This is a genomic window from Occultella kanbiaonis (assembly GCF_009708215.1).
Taxonomy (GTDB): Bacteria; Actinomycetota; Actinomycetes; order Actinomycetales; family Beutenbergiaceae; genus Occultella; species Occultella kanbiaonis.
In genome coordinates this window covers 4,198,536-4,211,709 of record NZ_CP046175.1, presented here as the reverse complement: position 1 = coordinate 4,211,709, position 13,174 = coordinate 4,198,536, and the positions used below count along the sequence as shown (strand labels likewise).

18 protein-coding genes are annotated in these 13,174 nt (G+C 69.8%); 12 read left to right on the top strand and 6 right to left on the bottom strand.

All coding sequences use genetic code 11. The features are described from left to right. The first annotated feature begins 39 nt into the window (after positions 1 to 39). The gene (locus tag GKS42_RS19335) at positions 40 to 468 is read left to right on the top strand and encodes a GNAT family N-acetyltransferase (RefSeq protein ID WP_232847753.1); all 429 of its coding nucleotides are present in this window, start codon (positions 40 to 42) and stop codon (positions 466 to 468) included. Here GKS42_RS19335 and GKS42_RS19330 read toward each other — a convergent pair. Further along, positions 465 to 1,304, bottom strand: a complete 840-nt coding sequence (locus tag GKS42_RS19330) for a DUF4261 domain-containing protein (protein ID WP_154795304.1) — start codon at positions 1,302 to 1,304, stop codon at positions 465 to 467. The two genes, GKS42_RS19335 and GKS42_RS19330, sit on opposite strands and share 4 nt — an antisense overlap. 77 nt (positions 1,305 to 1,381) lie before the next feature. On the opposite strand from GKS42_RS19330, the gene GKS42_RS19325 reads away from it, so the two are divergent. The 6 genes from GKS42_RS19325 to GKS42_RS19300 all read left to right on the top strand — a co-directional run bounded on the left by GKS42_RS19325 (position 1,382) and on the right by GKS42_RS19300 (position 6,805). Next, positions 1,382 to 1,636, top strand: a complete 255-nt coding sequence (locus GKS42_RS19325) for a GrpB family protein (RefSeq protein ID WP_168217901.1) — start codon at positions 1,382 to 1,384, stop codon at positions 1,634 to 1,636. A gap of 96 nt (positions 1,637 to 1,732) precedes the next feature. Further along, positions 1,733 to 2,596 carry an AraC family transcriptional regulator gene (locus GKS42_RS19320; RefSeq protein WP_154795302.1) on the top strand — a complete coding sequence of 288 codons (864 nt, stop codon included), beginning with the start codon at positions 1,733 to 1,735 and terminating at the stop codon, positions 2,594 to 2,596. 258 nt (positions 2,597 to 2,854) lie between these two features. After that, on the top strand, positions 2,855 to 4,195 hold the full coding sequence (locus GKS42_RS19315) for a sensor histidine kinase (RefSeq protein ID WP_154795301.1): 1,341 nt from the start codon (positions 2,855 to 2,857) through the stop codon (positions 4,193 to 4,195). Between the two features lie 64 nt (positions 4,196 to 4,259). Continuing rightward, entirely contained in the window at positions 4,260 to 4,931 is a 672-nt protein-coding gene (locus tag GKS42_RS19310; RefSeq protein WP_290368030.1) for a response regulator, read from the top strand. A gap of 84 nt (positions 4,932 to 5,015) precedes the next feature. Then, positions 5,016 to 6,143, top strand: coding sequence for a fatty acid desaturase family protein (locus tag GKS42_RS19305; RefSeq protein ID WP_232847752.1), 1,128 nt, complete (start codon positions 5,016 to 5,018; stop codon positions 6,141 to 6,143). Between the two features lie 116 nt (positions 6,144 to 6,259). Continuing rightward, positions 6,260 to 6,805 (top strand): hypothetical protein, encoded by a 546-nt coding sequence (locus tag GKS42_RS19300; RefSeq protein WP_154795300.1) that lies wholly within the window; start codon positions 6,260 to 6,262, stop codon positions 6,803 to 6,805. A 28-nt stretch (positions 6,806 to 6,833) separates the two neighbouring features. On the opposite strand, the gene GKS42_RS19295 is transcribed toward GKS42_RS19300, so the two are convergent. After that, positions 6,834 to 7,436 carry a TetR/AcrR family transcriptional regulator gene (locus GKS42_RS19295; protein ID WP_154795299.1) on the bottom strand — a complete coding sequence of 201 codons (603 nt, stop codon included), beginning with the start codon at positions 7,434 to 7,436 and terminating at the stop codon, positions 6,834 to 6,836. Positions 7,437 to 7,561: 125 nt separating this feature from the next. Here GKS42_RS19295 and GKS42_RS19290 point away from each other — a divergent pair, with 125 nt between their 5' ends. Together GKS42_RS19290 and GKS42_RS19285 are read left to right on the top strand one after the other, a co-directional pair. After that, a complete protein-coding gene (locus GKS42_RS19290) occupies positions 7,562 to 8,536 on the top strand; it encodes an SDR family NAD(P)-dependent oxidoreductase (protein ID WP_154795298.1) in 975 nt (324 codons plus the stop codon). Positions 8,537 to 8,596: 60 nt separating this feature from the next. After that, on the top strand, positions 8,597 to 9,265 hold the full coding sequence (locus GKS42_RS19285; RefSeq protein ID WP_154795297.1) for a nucleoside/nucleotide kinase family protein: 669 nt from the start codon (positions 8,597 to 8,599) through the stop codon (positions 9,263 to 9,265). A gap of 6 nt (positions 9,266 to 9,271) precedes the next feature. On the opposite strand, the gene GKS42_RS19280 is transcribed toward GKS42_RS19285, so the two are convergent. Further along, a complete protein-coding gene (locus GKS42_RS19280) occupies positions 9,272 to 10,060 on the bottom strand; it encodes an alpha/beta fold hydrolase (protein WP_154795296.1) in 789 nt (262 codons plus the stop codon). Positions 10,061 to 10,136: 76 nt separating this feature from the next. Between GKS42_RS19280 and GKS42_RS19275 the strand changes: the two genes are divergently transcribed. Both GKS42_RS19275 and GKS42_RS19270 read left to right on the top strand, forming a co-directional pair. Then, a complete protein-coding gene (locus GKS42_RS19275; protein WP_210769221.1) occupies positions 10,137 to 10,883 on the top strand; it encodes a nucleotidyltransferase domain-containing protein in 747 nt (248 codons plus the stop codon). A gap of 9 nt (positions 10,884 to 10,892) precedes the next feature. After that, a complete protein-coding gene (locus GKS42_RS19270; protein WP_154795295.1) occupies positions 10,893 to 11,282 on the top strand; it encodes a VOC family protein in 390 nt (129 codons plus the stop codon). Between the two features lie 15 nt (positions 11,283 to 11,297). Here the strand turns inward: GKS42_RS19270 and GKS42_RS19265 are convergent, their stop codons facing one another. From GKS42_RS19265 to GKS42_RS19255, 3 genes are all read right to left on the bottom strand, one after another. Beyond that, positions 11,298 to 11,696 (bottom strand): VOC family protein, encoded by a 399-nt coding sequence (locus GKS42_RS19265; protein ID WP_154795294.1) that lies wholly within the window; start codon positions 11,694 to 11,696, stop codon positions 11,298 to 11,300. Positions 11,697 to 11,746: 50 nt separating this feature from the next. Then, positions 11,747 to 12,079: an SHOCT domain-containing protein gene (locus tag GKS42_RS26620; protein WP_232847751.1), complete on the bottom strand. Its 333-nt coding sequence runs from the start codon at positions 12,077 to 12,079 to the stop codon at positions 11,747 to 11,749. Positions 12,080 to 12,190: 111 nt separating this feature from the next. Further along, positions 12,191 to 12,490 carry a hypothetical protein gene (locus GKS42_RS19255; protein ID WP_154795293.1) on the bottom strand — a complete coding sequence of 100 codons (300 nt, stop codon included), beginning with the start codon at positions 12,488 to 12,490 and terminating at the stop codon, positions 12,191 to 12,193. A gap of 169 nt (positions 12,491 to 12,659) precedes the next feature. On the opposite strand from GKS42_RS19255, the gene GKS42_RS19250 reads away from it, so the two are divergent. Continuing rightward, on the top strand, positions 12,660 to 13,070 hold the full coding sequence (locus GKS42_RS19250) for a VOC family protein (protein WP_154795292.1): 411 nt from the start codon (positions 12,660 to 12,662) through the stop codon (positions 13,068 to 13,070). Positions 13,071 to 13,174: the final 104 nt, after the last annotated feature.

The window sequence follows — 13,174 nt, the reverse complement described above, 5'->3', positions numbered from 1 at the left end:
GTCGGCCGGCCGATGGACCGTAGTCTCGGAGGCGTGGAGTTGACGACGTTCGAGGTTCGGCCCGCAGTCGACCGTGATCGGGATGCCGTCTGGATGCTGGTCCAGCGGTTCGCGGTGTCCTACCGGCCCCACCGCGAGCATTTCGACGCGGCGTTCTCGGCTGTGCTGAGCGATGACGACATGGTTGCGCTTGTCGCGGTCGGCGACGGTCGCACCGTGGGGTACCTCCTGGCGAATCACCATCAGACGTTCTTCGCCAACGCCCCGGTTGCCTGGGTCGAGGAGGTCATGGTTGCCGAACCAGAGCGAGGTGCGGGGGTGGGCCGCTTGCTGATGGAGCGTGCGGAGTCATGGGCCAGGCACGCCGGCGCGGCCTACATCGCCCTCGCAACCAGGCGAGCCGGAGAGTTCTACGGAGCACTTGGCTACGAGGATTCGGCGGCCTTCTTCAGGAAGCAGCTCGACTAGCCTCGGCGGAACAGCCCACGCTTGCGAGCCGGCGGCTCGTTCGAGACGAAGCTCAACGAGAGGACGGTCCGTTCGTCGCCGATGGCCGACGGCGTGTGCCGCGCGATGATCTGGGCCGCGGCGACGGACCCGATCGTGTCTGCGTCGCCGATGACGGGACCGTTCTGCAGTTGGTAGTCGGCGATGCCGACGAGACGGTCGAGCACACCCGAGGCATCTTCCGGGCTCTTCGGGATCTCTATGTCCATCACGCCGAGTTGCTCCAAGCCCAGCGTATGGCCGGTCAGGACGCCGTCGGGGCGGGTGCCCACGTTCATCGCCACCCAAGCAAGGAGCAGCGGCGTCGGGAGCGTGTTGAGGGCCAGGTCGCGGAACAGCGCCGGCAGGATGACATGCTCGGCGGATCCCCAGTAGACGGCCTGGATGCCGTCGCTGAGCGCGATCAGGGAGGCGATCACCTTCGACAACAGGACGGCCTGCTCGGTCGCCGCGCGATGCCCGGTGGCACCGGCGTCGAACACGCTGACGATCGAGTGCCCGGTGTAGTCGACCGGGACCGGTGCGCTGTTCGGCCAGAGCCGGCTGTGCTGGGCGATCTCGGTGAGGTCGTCGCCGATGGGGGCGGGTACAGACATCACGGCGATCATCGTCGTGTCGTAGTGCAGGACGATCGGGGCGGATCCCGCAGTGGGTGCGGTCGGAGTCCCGGAGTGATCGGTGCTGAGAAGGGTCGGGTTGAGGTCCGGCCAGTCGGCGAGCAACTGCCTGCTCAGCGCCGCCTCGGTGATCGAGTCGTCGGGTGCGTCCTGGATGAGGAAGGCGAGCTGCGCGGCCATGTGGTCCCTTCGTGTCGCGGGCATCGTATCCGGGCGGGGTAGCACGTGATTCACGCAGGGGAACTAGCGTCACAGACGTGTCCCGTTCCGCGATGATCGACTTCCTTCCCACGCGCGGCTGGGAGACCGTCCACCAGCGCTTCTTCCGCGACCGGCTGTTGGAGCATCCGGGTGATCGTCGACGTCACGAGGCGCTCAAGCGGAGCGCGGCCGCTGCGGCTCTGGAGGGCACAAGTTCCTACAACGCCGCGAAGACCGGGTTCGTGCAGGAGATCGTCGATGCGGCACGCGGCCGACTGGGGCTCCAGCCAGTATCCGTGGACCACAAGTGACCTCATCGCCGGCCCTCACGGCTGATCGAACCTGGCCACGATGATCGGGTGCGGTTCGCGGCAGTTGCGGAGGATGGTCACCGAAAGGAGGACCACATGATCGGCACCCTCAACGCCCTGGTCGACCTCGTCGAGCGGAGCCCGGGCGAGGCGATCGACGTCGCCGGGTTCGCCCGCGAGCACGGCACGAGCGAGTACCACCTGCGCAGGATGTTCTCGGCGCTGGCGCGGATGCCGCTGTCGGAGTACGTACGCCGACGTCGGATGACCCTCGCCGGTGCCGACCTCGCGGCCGGTGACCCGGACCTGCTCGCGGTCGGCGTGCGATACGGCTACGGATCGGTCGAGGCGTTCGGGCGAGCGTTCCGAGCAGTGCACGGCACCAGCCCCGCAGCTGCACGCAGGCACGGTGGTCCGCTCAGCACACAACCAACGCTCAGGTTCCGCCTGAGCGTCGAAGGGAGCACTCCGATGGACGTCACCATCACAGCCCGACCCGAGTTCGTCCTCGCCGGACACGCGGCGCAGGTCCCACTCATCTACGAGGGCGTCAACCCGCACATCCAGGAGCACGTCGCCGCCATCGCACCCGAGGAACACGGACGACTCAAGGCGCTCGCGAACACCGAGCCCGCGGGCATCCTGGCGGTCACCTCCGGTACGGAGCCGGACGCACCGGAAGGGTCGATGCTCACCTACCTCCACGGGGTCGCACTCGACGCGGCCACCGTGCCACCGGAGGACCTCGATGTCGTTCCCGTCGAGGCTGGGACCTGGGCGGTCTTCTCCTCCCGTGGTCCATTCCCCGAAGCGCTGCAGCGGCTCTGGGCGGCGACGGCGACGGAGTGGTTCCCCTCCAACCCCTGGCGACTGCGCCCGGGACCATCGATCCTGCGCTACCTCGAGCTCACCGAGACCCATGCCACCTGCGAGCTCTGGCTGCCTGTCGAGAGGGCCTGACGCGAGCCGTGTGCTCGTGGGCGCACAGTCGCCATTGGCAGGTGCTGTCGGACGCCCTGCAGGTCCCGGCGCAGCCGTGACCGTCATCGTCGCGGCGGCAGCCGGTGCAGGACCGCACCGGCGCCAGCACCCCGACCGGCCCGGATTCGGCGGGACCACCGCTCTCGGCGCATCAGGTGGCTTGCCGTACTTGCTGTGACGACCGACCGGCGGGTCCGCCTGGTGACGAGTCCGCCCGATCTGCGAGACCGTAAGCACATGAGGGCACGCGGGCAGACGGCAGTGGGCACGCCGGAACGGGCGGCGTTCCCGGCCAACGTGCTCGAGCGCATCGACCGACTGCTGCACCGGATCGGGGTAAGGCTGCTGTCGCAGAGCTGGATCCGCGCGCTCGTGTGGTTGTCGATGATCGCCGTACTGGTCGTCAATGCCTCGACCATGCCGGCGATGTACGGAGCGGTGGTCGCGATCGCGATCGTGGTCGCCGTTCTGCATGCGGCGACCCTCGTGTGGGCGCTGGGGAGGCCGTGGTTCGCGGTCGGTGCTGCCACGGTCGCGGTGGCTGCGACGACCCTGCTCACGGCCATGGGGCACGGGGATCGGCCGTGGCCGATGCCGGTCATCACGATCGTGACCTGTGCGCTGATGGTGTTCATCCTCGCGGTGCGGGAGAAGTGGCTGCTGCCGGTGGCAGGGGCGGTGCTCCCCGTGGTGGCGGCCACGTTCGCGGCGCTGCCGTGGCACACCGGAGGATGGGGGCGGTTCGCGACCAATGTGATCACGGCGATCTCGGTCTGCGCGCTCGTTGTCGTCTTCGGGATTCTCATCCACCAGTGGCAGCAGAGCCGCGCTGAGCTGCTCAAGCAGCAGGAGATCGCGGCCACCGCCCAGGAGCGTCGACTGCTGATGGAGGAGCGGAACCGGATCGCCAGGGAGCTCCACGACGTGGTGGCCCATGGGTTGTCGGTGATCTCCATCCAGGCCTCCACGTTGCAGTACCGGATCGAGGACGTCCCCGCTGAGGTCGTCGCGGAGCTCGACGACATCACCGACTCCGCGCGGAGCGCGCTGGTCGAGATGCGCGGGCTGCTGGCCGTGCTGCGGCAGGAGGACGGCGAGAACCTGCTCGCTCCGCAGCCGACGATGAGCTTCGTCCCGACCCTCATCGAGAGCACACGCCGAGGCGCGGAGTCGGTGCGCCTGCACGTCGAGGGTGAGCTCGACGACCCGCGCGTCTCCGAGGCGACCTCGCTGAGCGTCTACCGAATCGTGCAGGAGGCGCTGAGCAATGCGCTGCGGCACGCACCCGGCAGCGACATCGAGGTCAGCATCGCGATCACGCCGGAGCATGTGTTCGTCGAGGTGCTGAACTCGGCGCCGACCGCATCGGTCCGCGCCACCGAGGGCCATGGGTTCGGCCTCCGCGGCATGCACGAGCGCGCCAGCTTCGTCCGGGGCTCGCTGACCGCCGAGCCCACGCCGGAGGGCGGCTTCGTGGTCCACGCGATGCTGCCATGCTGGTTGGCGGGGGAGCCCACCGACCGACAGAGCGAGCCCGACGACGGAGCCCCGGCTCCGCCGTCGGACATCGAGGGCTGAGTTCGGTCCGGAGGACCGAAAGGTGAGATCCTCGTCCTGAGCCCCCGATCAGAACGGAACACACGTGGACCACGACGAGACCCGGGTTGCGATCGTCGACGACCAGGCGATGGTCCGGGCTGGGTTCGGCGCGCTGCTCAACGCCCAGGAGGGCATCACGGTGGTGGGGGACGGCTCCGACGGGGCCGAGGCCGTGGAGCTGGTGACCCGCACTCGGCCGGACGTGGTGCTCATGGACATCCGTATGCCCGAGGTCGACGGGATCGAGGCGACCAGGCGGATCGTGGCGCTGAAGGACGTCGAGCCCCGCATCATCATCCTCACCACGTTCGACCTCGACTCCTACGTGTTCCAGGCACTGCGGGCAGGTGCGAGCGGATTCCTCCTCAAGGACGCGCCCGCCGCCGACCTCATCCACGCGGTGCGCGTGGTGGCCGGCGGGGACGCGCTGCTCAGCCCGTCGATCACGCGATCGGTCATCGCGGAGTTCGTGTCGCAGCCGGCACGCGCACACGCCGACGCCGCTCGGTTCAGGGAGCTGACCGACCGGGAGCTGGCGGTGGCGAAGCTGGTCGCGAGGGGCCTGTCGAACGCCGAGATCGCGGCCGAGCTGGTGCTCGCAGAGCAGACGGTCAAGACCCACGTCAGCCGGGTTCTGATGAAGCTCGGCCTGCGGGATCGGACCCAGATCGTCGTCGCGGCCTACGAGGGCGGGCTGATCGCCGTCGGGTCCTGAGGCGGCTGCGTCACTCTTGGGTACTACCCAAGGTCGAACCGTGCGGGTGACGACACCGGGCCCCTGAGACCCGACGATGGCTATATGACTGACACCATGGTCGCGGACGCGCCGGCGGATCAGGCCACCCCGGCCACGGCTCCGCGCGTGCGCAAGGAGCGGAACACCCGGCACCTCAGCGACTTCACGGACCTGACCAAGCGGGTCAAGGCCGAGGGGCTGATGGCCCGCTCGCACGGGTGGTACATCTCCCGGATGGTTGCGTACCCGCTGCTGCTGGGCGGTCTGGCCTGGGCCTCGGTCATGATCGGCGACAGCTGGTGGCAGCTGGGCATGGCGTTCCTGGTTGCGGTGCTCATGACGCAGATCGCTTTCCTCGGTCACGACGCCGCGCACCGTCAGATCTTCACGTCCCCGAAGCTGAACGAGTGGACCTCACTCGTGGTGATCAACCTGTTCGTCGGCATGGGCCTCGGTTGGTGGCAGATCAAGCACAGCAAGCACCACGCGACGCCGAACCAGGCCGGCCGCGACCCCGACGTCCGTCGTGGCACCGTCGCCTACACGCCCGAGGATGCCCGCAGCCGCTCGACGGCGTTCCAGCGCTGGCTCTCCCGTTACCAGGGTGTGTGGTTCTTCCCGATCATGACGTTGGCGGGACTGCAGTTACACCTGGCCGGGTTCCAGCGGTTGCTGAGCCGCGAGCCCGTTGACCGCCGCTGGACCGAGATCGCGTTCATCGTGATCCGGCAGGCGACGCTGGTCACGTTCGCGTTCCTCGTGATGTCGTGGCCGATCGCCCTCGCGTTCATCGCTGTCGAGGTGATGGTGTTCGGTTTCTACCTGGGCATGTCCTTCGCCCCCAACCACATCGGGATGCCGATGGTGCCCAAGGAGGTCCGCATCGACTTCCTCCGCCGTCAGGTGCTCATGAGCCGGAACATCAGTGGTGGCCGTCACGTCGACACCCTGCTGGGCGGGCTGAACTACCAGATCGAGCACCACCTGTTCCCCTCGATGTCGCGCCCCAACCTCCGCAAGGTCGCCCCCATGGTCCGCGAGCACTGCGAGAGGCTCGACATCAAGTACCACGAGACCTCCCTTGCCCGGTCCTACGTGGAGGTCGGGCGGTACATCAATCGTGTCGGCCGCGGGAACATCGACGTCTGGGCCTGCCCGCTCGCCGGCTCCCTCAGGGCCGGGTTGGTGTAGCGGCCGGGATCCGTCACGGGCCGAGGCGATGACCGCCAAGGCGGAGTGGACGACGGCGTCGCCCGGGGTCGACCGGGCCGGTCGCCCTGGGTGGTCGCCGACGTTAGCGTGGCGGGATGCTCACCGACTTCACCCGTGACCATGCCTTCACGATCGCCTGGTTCGGGCTGATGGCCTTCGTGTGGTTCGGGTGGGGCCAGGAGGACCCGCCACCGCGTTGGCGGTGGCGCCTCGGCGTCGCGTCGGGGCTGGGTGCGATCCTGGCCGGTGGGTTCGGCTACTCCGTTGCGCTGCACGCCGGCGACGGCTCAGCGTTGGACGGTCGCTACCAGTGGTTCGGTGTGGTGGTCGGTCTCGAGGTGCTGCTCGCCGGCGCCGGATGCCTGGTCCTGGCCCGGCGGTCGCAGAGCCGCTGGATGGCATGGTGGGTCGCGCTCGTCGTGGCGCTGCACTTCATCCCGCTCGCATTGTTCCTCGGGGACTGGTCCTTGGCGTTGCTGGGGTTGATCCAGGCTGCCGCCCTGTTCGTGTTGCTGCCCCGCCTGCGCCGGTCCGACGAGGTCACCAGTCGCCTGGTGGGACCCGTCATGGGCGTCTCGCTGCTGGCGTTCGCCGTGGTGTCGGCCGTGGTGTTCCTCGTTCGGTTCGGATCGCCCTGGTGACTCGGGCGCTTCCGCGGAAGCGCCGGACTCAGAAGCCGATCCCGATGACGCGCAGGGCACCGGGAGCGACGGTCTCCAGGTACCAGGTCGCCACCTGCTCCGGAGGGTCGCGCGGATCCTGCTCGAGCCACCAGGTCAGCGACCCGAGTCCCGCCGCGGCCAGGATCATCGCCACGGCCCGCGGCGGCACCCGCGCCCCTTCGTGCGGGACAGCGGCCCGGCTGATCCGCTGCTCGAGCAGGCCCGCGAAGTAGGTGCGCAGGTCGGTGCGCAGCCGCTCGGAACCGCCTTCGCCGAGCACTCCGCGGTAGAAGGGAGCGTCCCGATCGAGGTCGGTGAGGAAGTCGATCAGCCACGCGGGCGGCACCTTCCCAGGTCGCCACGGGTCGGCCGCATCCTGCAGCAGCGGGTATTCGCGGACCGACTGGAACGTCCCGCCGACGACCTCGAGGAGCAGGTCGTACTTGCTGCGGTAGTGGGCGTAGAAGGTGGTCCGGTTGACCAGGGCACGCTCGGTGAGGGCGGTGATGGAGACTGCCTCATAGCCGCGCTCGGCGACGAGGTCCGCCAGGGCGTCGCGCAGCATCCGCCGGGTGCGGCGGACCCGTAGATCCTCGTCGTTACCGGACACTCCGGCCCCTTCCGTCGTGGTACCCGACACTGCGCAGGCATGCCCCTTGAGGTCGCGCGGCCCACCCGTGACGGTGGTCCGAGCATCGCAGAGCGGTGCGGTGGGAGCCAAGGAGAGGAGCGGACATGGGAAGTCTGGACGGGCGGGTGGCGGTGGTCACCGGAGCAGGCCGCGGGATCGGCCGGGAGGAGGCCCGCTACCTGGCCGCGGAGGGTGCCGCCGTGGTGGTCAACGATCCGGGCGTGCAACCGGACGGCAGCGGTGGTGACCGGTCGGTGGCCCAGCAGGTCGCCGACGAGATCGTCGCCGCCGGCGGCCGAGCGGTGCCGAGCGTCGACAGCGTCGCCGACTGGTCAGGTGCCGCCCGGGTGGTCGAGACCGCGGTCGGGGCCTTCGGCGACCTGCACGTGGTCATCAACAATGCCGGGATCGAGCATGGTGGCGCGCTCGGTCACCTGAGTGAGGCCGCGTTCGACGCTGTCGTCGCGGTGAAGCTGAAGGGCACCTTCGCGATCAGCCACTGGGCGGCGAGGTACTTCCGTGAGCAGGATGCGGCGGGAGCCCGGGAGGACCGGAGCATCATCAACACCGCGTCCGGGTCGGGGCTACTGAACCCGCTGCCCACGCAGTCCAACTACGCCGCGGCCAATGCGGGCGTGGCCGCGATGACCACCGTGCACGCACTCGAACTGGGCGTCGTCGGCGTGCGGGTGAACTGCCTGTCGCCCTCGATGGTCCGCACCCGGCTGACGGCCGGCGTCCCCGGCATGCCCACCGCGCCGGCGGCCCCGGGTGCGTTCGACCCGAACCACCCGGCGGTGATCGCGCCCGTCGCCGCGTACCTCGCGGCTGCTGACTGTCCGCTCACCGGCCAGGTGCTGAGCGTGCGCGGGACCACGGTGACGATCAACCGCGGGTGGTCCGCGGCGGAAGCCATCAGCTCCGGCACCGAGCCGTGGACGGTCGACCGGCTGGCCATCGCGGTTAGTGAGCTGCCGGTCACCGACCCGTACGAAGACCTGGCCGCCTCGCTCAGCGGTGCCCTCGGTCCGATGGACGCGGGGCAGGTCCGTGCGCTGGTGGCTGCCCAGGTCGGCTGAGCGAGGCGAACCGCGCGACCTGCCTGCCCGGGTAGGGGCAGGCCCTGGAATAGTGACCACATGGACTCCTTCGTCGGGTGGCTTGCGGACGACCTGCTCCGGCGACTCGGCGCAGGGCGCCGGCTGGTGGCCATCGACGGTGTCGACGGAAGTGGCAAGACCTCGTTCGCCACCCTGCTCGCCTCGCACCTCGAAGAACGGCGGCCGGCGGTTCTCATCCACGCCGATGCCTTCCTCAACCCTGCGGCGATCAGGCACGCCAAGGGGCGCACATCACCCGAGGGCTATTGGATGGACACCTACGACTACCCGGCACTCAGAGCGCGAGTGCTGGATCCTCTTGGCCCCGGAGGGACCGGCTGGTACTGCCCGGCCGTGTACGACCTCGAGTCCGAGAGGTCGATCACGGCCGAGTCGGAGTTCGCTCCGCCGGACGCCGTCATCGTCGTGGAGGGACTGTTCCTTCACCGCGACGAACTCGTCCCGGTCTGGGACGCCTCTGCCTTCCTCGATGTGCCCTTCACCGTGAGCGCAGCGCGGATGGCGGCTCGCGATGGCAGCAATCCGGATCCGGAGCATCCGACGATGCGGCGCTACGTCGGCGGTCAGCGCCTGTACTTCGCCGCCGCGCACCCGTGGGAGCGCGCCACGTATGTCGTCGACAACGCCGACTACGCGGCGCCACGGAGGATCCACCCCGCGATCGTCGGGATACACCCCGACCGGTGACGCGGCTCAGGCGACCCGACCCAGGAAGTCGCCGAGGATCCGATTGAACGCCTCCGGACGGCACAGCGGTGTCGGGTCGTTGGAGTCCGGGACACGCACCAGCTCGGTCCGCGGTACGGCGCGCTTCAACTCGTCCATGAAGGTCATCGAGCGCGGCCAGGACTCGGTTCCGACCACAGCGAGCAGCGGGTAGTCGGCCGCCGCGTGCGCCGGTAGGTAGTTGACCAAGTTGATGGCATTGCGGGTCTTGAAGCCGTCCCAGGCCCGCGGCCGGCGCACCGCTTCGGCGAGGTACCGGGCCGCCGTCGGCCACCGTGCGTACTGCTTCCGCATGATGTCGGCTAGCAACCTGCCGGGCAACAGGTTGGACACCGACCCGAGATACACGGAGGCGAGCCAGGCGGCCTTGCCCACCGTGGTCGGACGAGAGTCGGAGTAGGTATCGACGATGGCCAGGGCCCGGATCCGGTCCGGGTGCCGGGCCGCCACATGCTGGGCGATCACTCCACCGAAGCTGACCCCGCACACGGTGGCACGGGCGATGCCCAGGTGATCGAGCAGGATCGTGACGTCGCCGGCGATGCGGGAGCGGATGTGGCGCCATCCGGTGATCGGGCCCGAGCGGTGCACGCCGCGGGCGTCGAACACCACGACGCGGTGGGTGGCCGAGAAGTGGTCCACCTGCGCCCGCCACATGTCGGAGCCCGAGCTGATCGCATGGATCAGGACGAGGGCCGGTCCGTCGCCGTGGGTCTCGTAGTAGATCGGAGTGCCGTCGATGTCCAGAAAGGGCATGCCACGCCTTCGTCGGGGACCTCGAGGCTACCGGTCCCGGCTCGACGGACGTCGCATGGGCCTACCATCTGCTCCCATGTTCACCACGCAGTTCCGGGACGAGTTGGGCCGGCTCCTGGGGGAACGGGCCCGCTCCGACCCTCGGGTCGTCGGAGCGGCCCTGGTCGGATCCGCGGCGACCGGTGGCCAGGACCGGTGGTCCGACATCGATCTGGCCCTGCAGATCGCCGACGGCGTGGACCCAGCCGACGTCGCGGACGAGTGGACGGCATGGCTGCGCGCCGAGCAGGACGTCGCCGACACCCTCGACGTCCATGGCGCCGGCACGCTGTTCCGGGTATTCCTGCTCGCGAACTCCCTCCAGGTGGACCTCTCGTTCTGGCGCCGTGAATCCTTCCGGGCCACGGAGCCAGGGTTCCGGGTGCTGTTCGGCACGCCCACCCGGGCGACGGAGCCCAACCTGCCGGACCCGGCGGATCTGATCGCCATGGCCTGGCTGCACGCATTGCACTCCCGCTCCGCAGTCGCCCGCGACCGGCTCTGGCAGGCGTCGATCATGCTCGACGGGATCCGCGAACGGCTGATCTCGCTCGCGTGCCTGCGCCACGGACTCAACCCCCACCAGGGCCGCGGCGTCGACCGGCTGCCCGTCGGCGAACTGGACGCCCTCGCCGCGACCCGGCCCTGCGCCGTCGAACCGGAAGAACTGCGCCGAGCACACGCCGCCGGCCTGGCTGCGTTGGCCGAGGAGGCCGCCCGTCACGACGAGGGACTCGCCGATCGGCTCGCCCCCGCCCTTCAGGCGCTCACCCTCACGCAGTAGCGTCGCGGTGTGGAGTTCTACGACCCGCAGGTGATCCTGTTCGTCGCCGACTGCGAGCGCGCCGCCGCGTTCTACGCGAACTTCTCGTTCGCGGAGACGCTCCGGTCCAGCCCGACGGCGCCCGTCAAGATCGAGATGACGCTCGGAGGATTCGGGCTCGGTCTGGCACTGCCCGGCCCGGCCGCGAGCAGCCACGGGCTCACCCCGGTGACCTCCGGGCACCGGGCGTGCGTGACGATCTGGACCGACGACGTCGACGGTGCGTACGCGTTCGCGCTGGCAGCGGGGGCCTCAGACCATGAGGGTCCGCACCCGTTCCAGGACGGGCGACTTCGGGTGCCGTTCGTTGAGGACCCGGACGGCCATCCGATCCAGTTCGTCCAGCGCGTCGCCCCTTGACCCGACAGTCCCTCGTCAGGCGACACAGAACTCGTTGCCCTCGGGATCCGTCATCACCACGTGCCCGAGGATGGTCCGGCCGTCGTCGTCGCGGTACTGCTCGTCGCGGACCCGGGTGGCGCCCGCGGCGGTCAGCTCGAACACCTTCGCGCGGATCAGTTCCGCCCGCCGGACCCAGTCCCACGGGGGCTCGCCGGCCACCCGGATGTCGATGTGCAGCCGGTTCTTCGCGCTCTTGCCCTCGGGCACGCGCAGCCACCCGATCGCGGGGCCGTGCCCGTCCGGGTCGATGATCGAGGCGCCGTCGGGATCGTCGTAGCCTGGCTCGGCGATGTAGCCGAGGGCCACCGACCAGAAGTCCGCGAGAAGTCGCGGGTCGTTCGCGTCACCACCGAGGGTCCAGTGCACGGCCATGCCGCGAGACTAGGGACCATTCCGGACGTTCTCCACCCGCCTTGTCGGCGCTAGCCGAGCAGTTGCCGCCTGGCCGCCGCGAACTCGGCCTCGCTCAGGCTGCCGTGCGCCCGCAACCGGGCGAGGACCGCGAGCTGATCGCCGATTCCCACCGGGGCTTCCGCCGGCCCTGGGCCGGCCGGCGCCCCCGCGGCCAGTTGCATCACGACCACGGCGCCTTCCGGGCTCAGCCACAGTTGCACGCGGGTGCCGAGCCGCGGCACCTCGGTCTGCAGCAGGCGTGCGTCACCGTTCGCCACGATGCGCCGGGCCTGCCGGTGCCATGTGACCTCGACGGCTGCCACCAGGCCGGTGATCGTGGCCTCGGACGTGCCGATCGCCACGTCGCGCAAGGTTCCCCTCGACGCGCGTCGTGCCCTGGCGGAGCCGGCCGTAGTCCGCCGCGAAGGCGTGAGCCCGGCGTGAGCGGGTCAGGAAGTAGCCGCACGTGAGGATCACGGGGAGGGTGAAAACCACGGGAAGAGGTTCCAGCCGATGAACCAGCCGGTCCCGGAGCCCGGGGGCGGGTTCGTGGCCACGAACCACATGCCGACGGCGAAGCCCACGGTGATCAGGGCCGTTCCAAGGACGGCCGCAGCCATGGCGCCGCGGCTCCACGCGCCCGGCACGAGCTCGTGCGGGTCCTCGGGCAGTTCGGCGGCGTCGCCGCGGGTGACCACGCGCATTCGGATACTCGGGTCGGCGAGGCGGCGGGCGTCGAGGTACGAGCGTGGCAAGGGCTCGATCGTGGTCACGAAGCCCAGGCTAGGTGGTGGTCCCGGCTACCGATCCCAGGGTTCCCGGGCCCGGATGCAGGTGGTGACCGTCGTCGATGACCGTGTGGCCGGCGTCCGGGAACGCCTTGCGCGCTACCGCGACGCATCCGGACGGGATACGTCCGGAGTCGGCGGTACCTTCGCCGGCATGACTGACGCACCGATCGCGAAGCCGGTCCTCGATCTGATCATCCTCGACTGCCCCGACGCGCTGGCGCTCGGCGGCTTCTACTCCGAGCTGCTCGGCTGGCCCATAGAGCCCGGCGCGGACCGGGACTGGGTCAACCTGGTGCCGCCCGGCGGCGGGGTGAGCCCGGAGCGTCCGGACGGGCGCCCGACCCTCGCGTTCCAGCGGATCGAGGACTGGGTCACGCCGACCTGGCCCGGGGGCGCCCACCCCCAGCAGGTCCACCTCGACCTCACCGTCGCGAACATCGACGCCTCCGAACCGTCGGTGCTCGCCCTCGGTGCCCGGCGCCACCAGCACCAGCCCTCGAAGGACGGCGGCTTCCGGGTCTATCTCGATCCGGCGGGTCATCCCTTCTGTCTCATTCAGTGACCCACGGGCGCTCACGGTTCGATACGGTGGTTGCGTGAGCCTCGTGCGCCAGACCCAGCTCGACCTGTCCGCGTCCACTCGGGACGTCGCCCATCTGATCGGCG

Bases quoted from the DNA above. Each gene is read 5' to 3' on its own strand.
- GKS42_RS19250 (WP_154795292.1), top strand. From the start codon at position 12,660: ATGACTGACGCACCGATCGCGAAGCCGGTCCTCGATCTGATCATCCTC.
- GKS42_RS19305 (WP_232847752.1), top strand. From the start codon at position 5,016: ATGACTGACACCATGGTCGCGGACGCGCCGGCGGATCAGGCCACCCCG.
- GKS42_RS19290 (WP_154795298.1), top strand. From the start codon at position 7,562: ATGGGAAGTCTGGACGGGCGGGTGGCGGTGGTCACCGGAGCAGGCCGC.
- GKS42_RS19320 (WP_154795302.1), top strand. From the start codon at position 1,733: ATGATCGGCACCCTCAACGCCCTGGTCGACCTCGTCGAGCGGAGCCCG.
- GKS42_RS19330 (WP_154795304.1), bottom strand. From the start codon at position 1,304: ATGGCCGCGCAGCTCGCCTTCCTCATCCAGGACGCACCCGACGACTCG.
- GKS42_RS19300 (WP_154795300.1), top strand. From the start codon at position 6,260: ATGCTCACCGACTTCACCCGTGACCATGCCTTCACGATCGCCTGGTTC.
- GKS42_RS19265 (WP_154795294.1), bottom strand. From the start codon at position 11,696: ATGGCCGTGCACTGGACCCTCGGTGGTGACGCGAACGACCCGCGACTT.
- GKS42_RS19275 (WP_210769221.1), top strand. From the start codon at position 10,137: ATGTTCACCACGCAGTTCCGGGACGAGTTGGGCCGGCTCCTGGGGGAA.
- GKS42_RS19315 (WP_154795301.1), top strand. From the start codon at position 2,855: ATGAGGGCACGCGGGCAGACGGCAGTGGGCACGCCGGAACGGGCGGCG.
- GKS42_RS19280 (WP_154795296.1), bottom strand. From the start codon at position 10,060: ATGCCCTTTCTGGACATCGACGGCACTCCGATCTACTACGAGACCCAC.
- GKS42_RS19285 (WP_154795297.1), top strand. From the start codon at position 8,597: ATGGACTCCTTCGTCGGGTGGCTTGCGGACGACCTGCTCCGGCGACTC.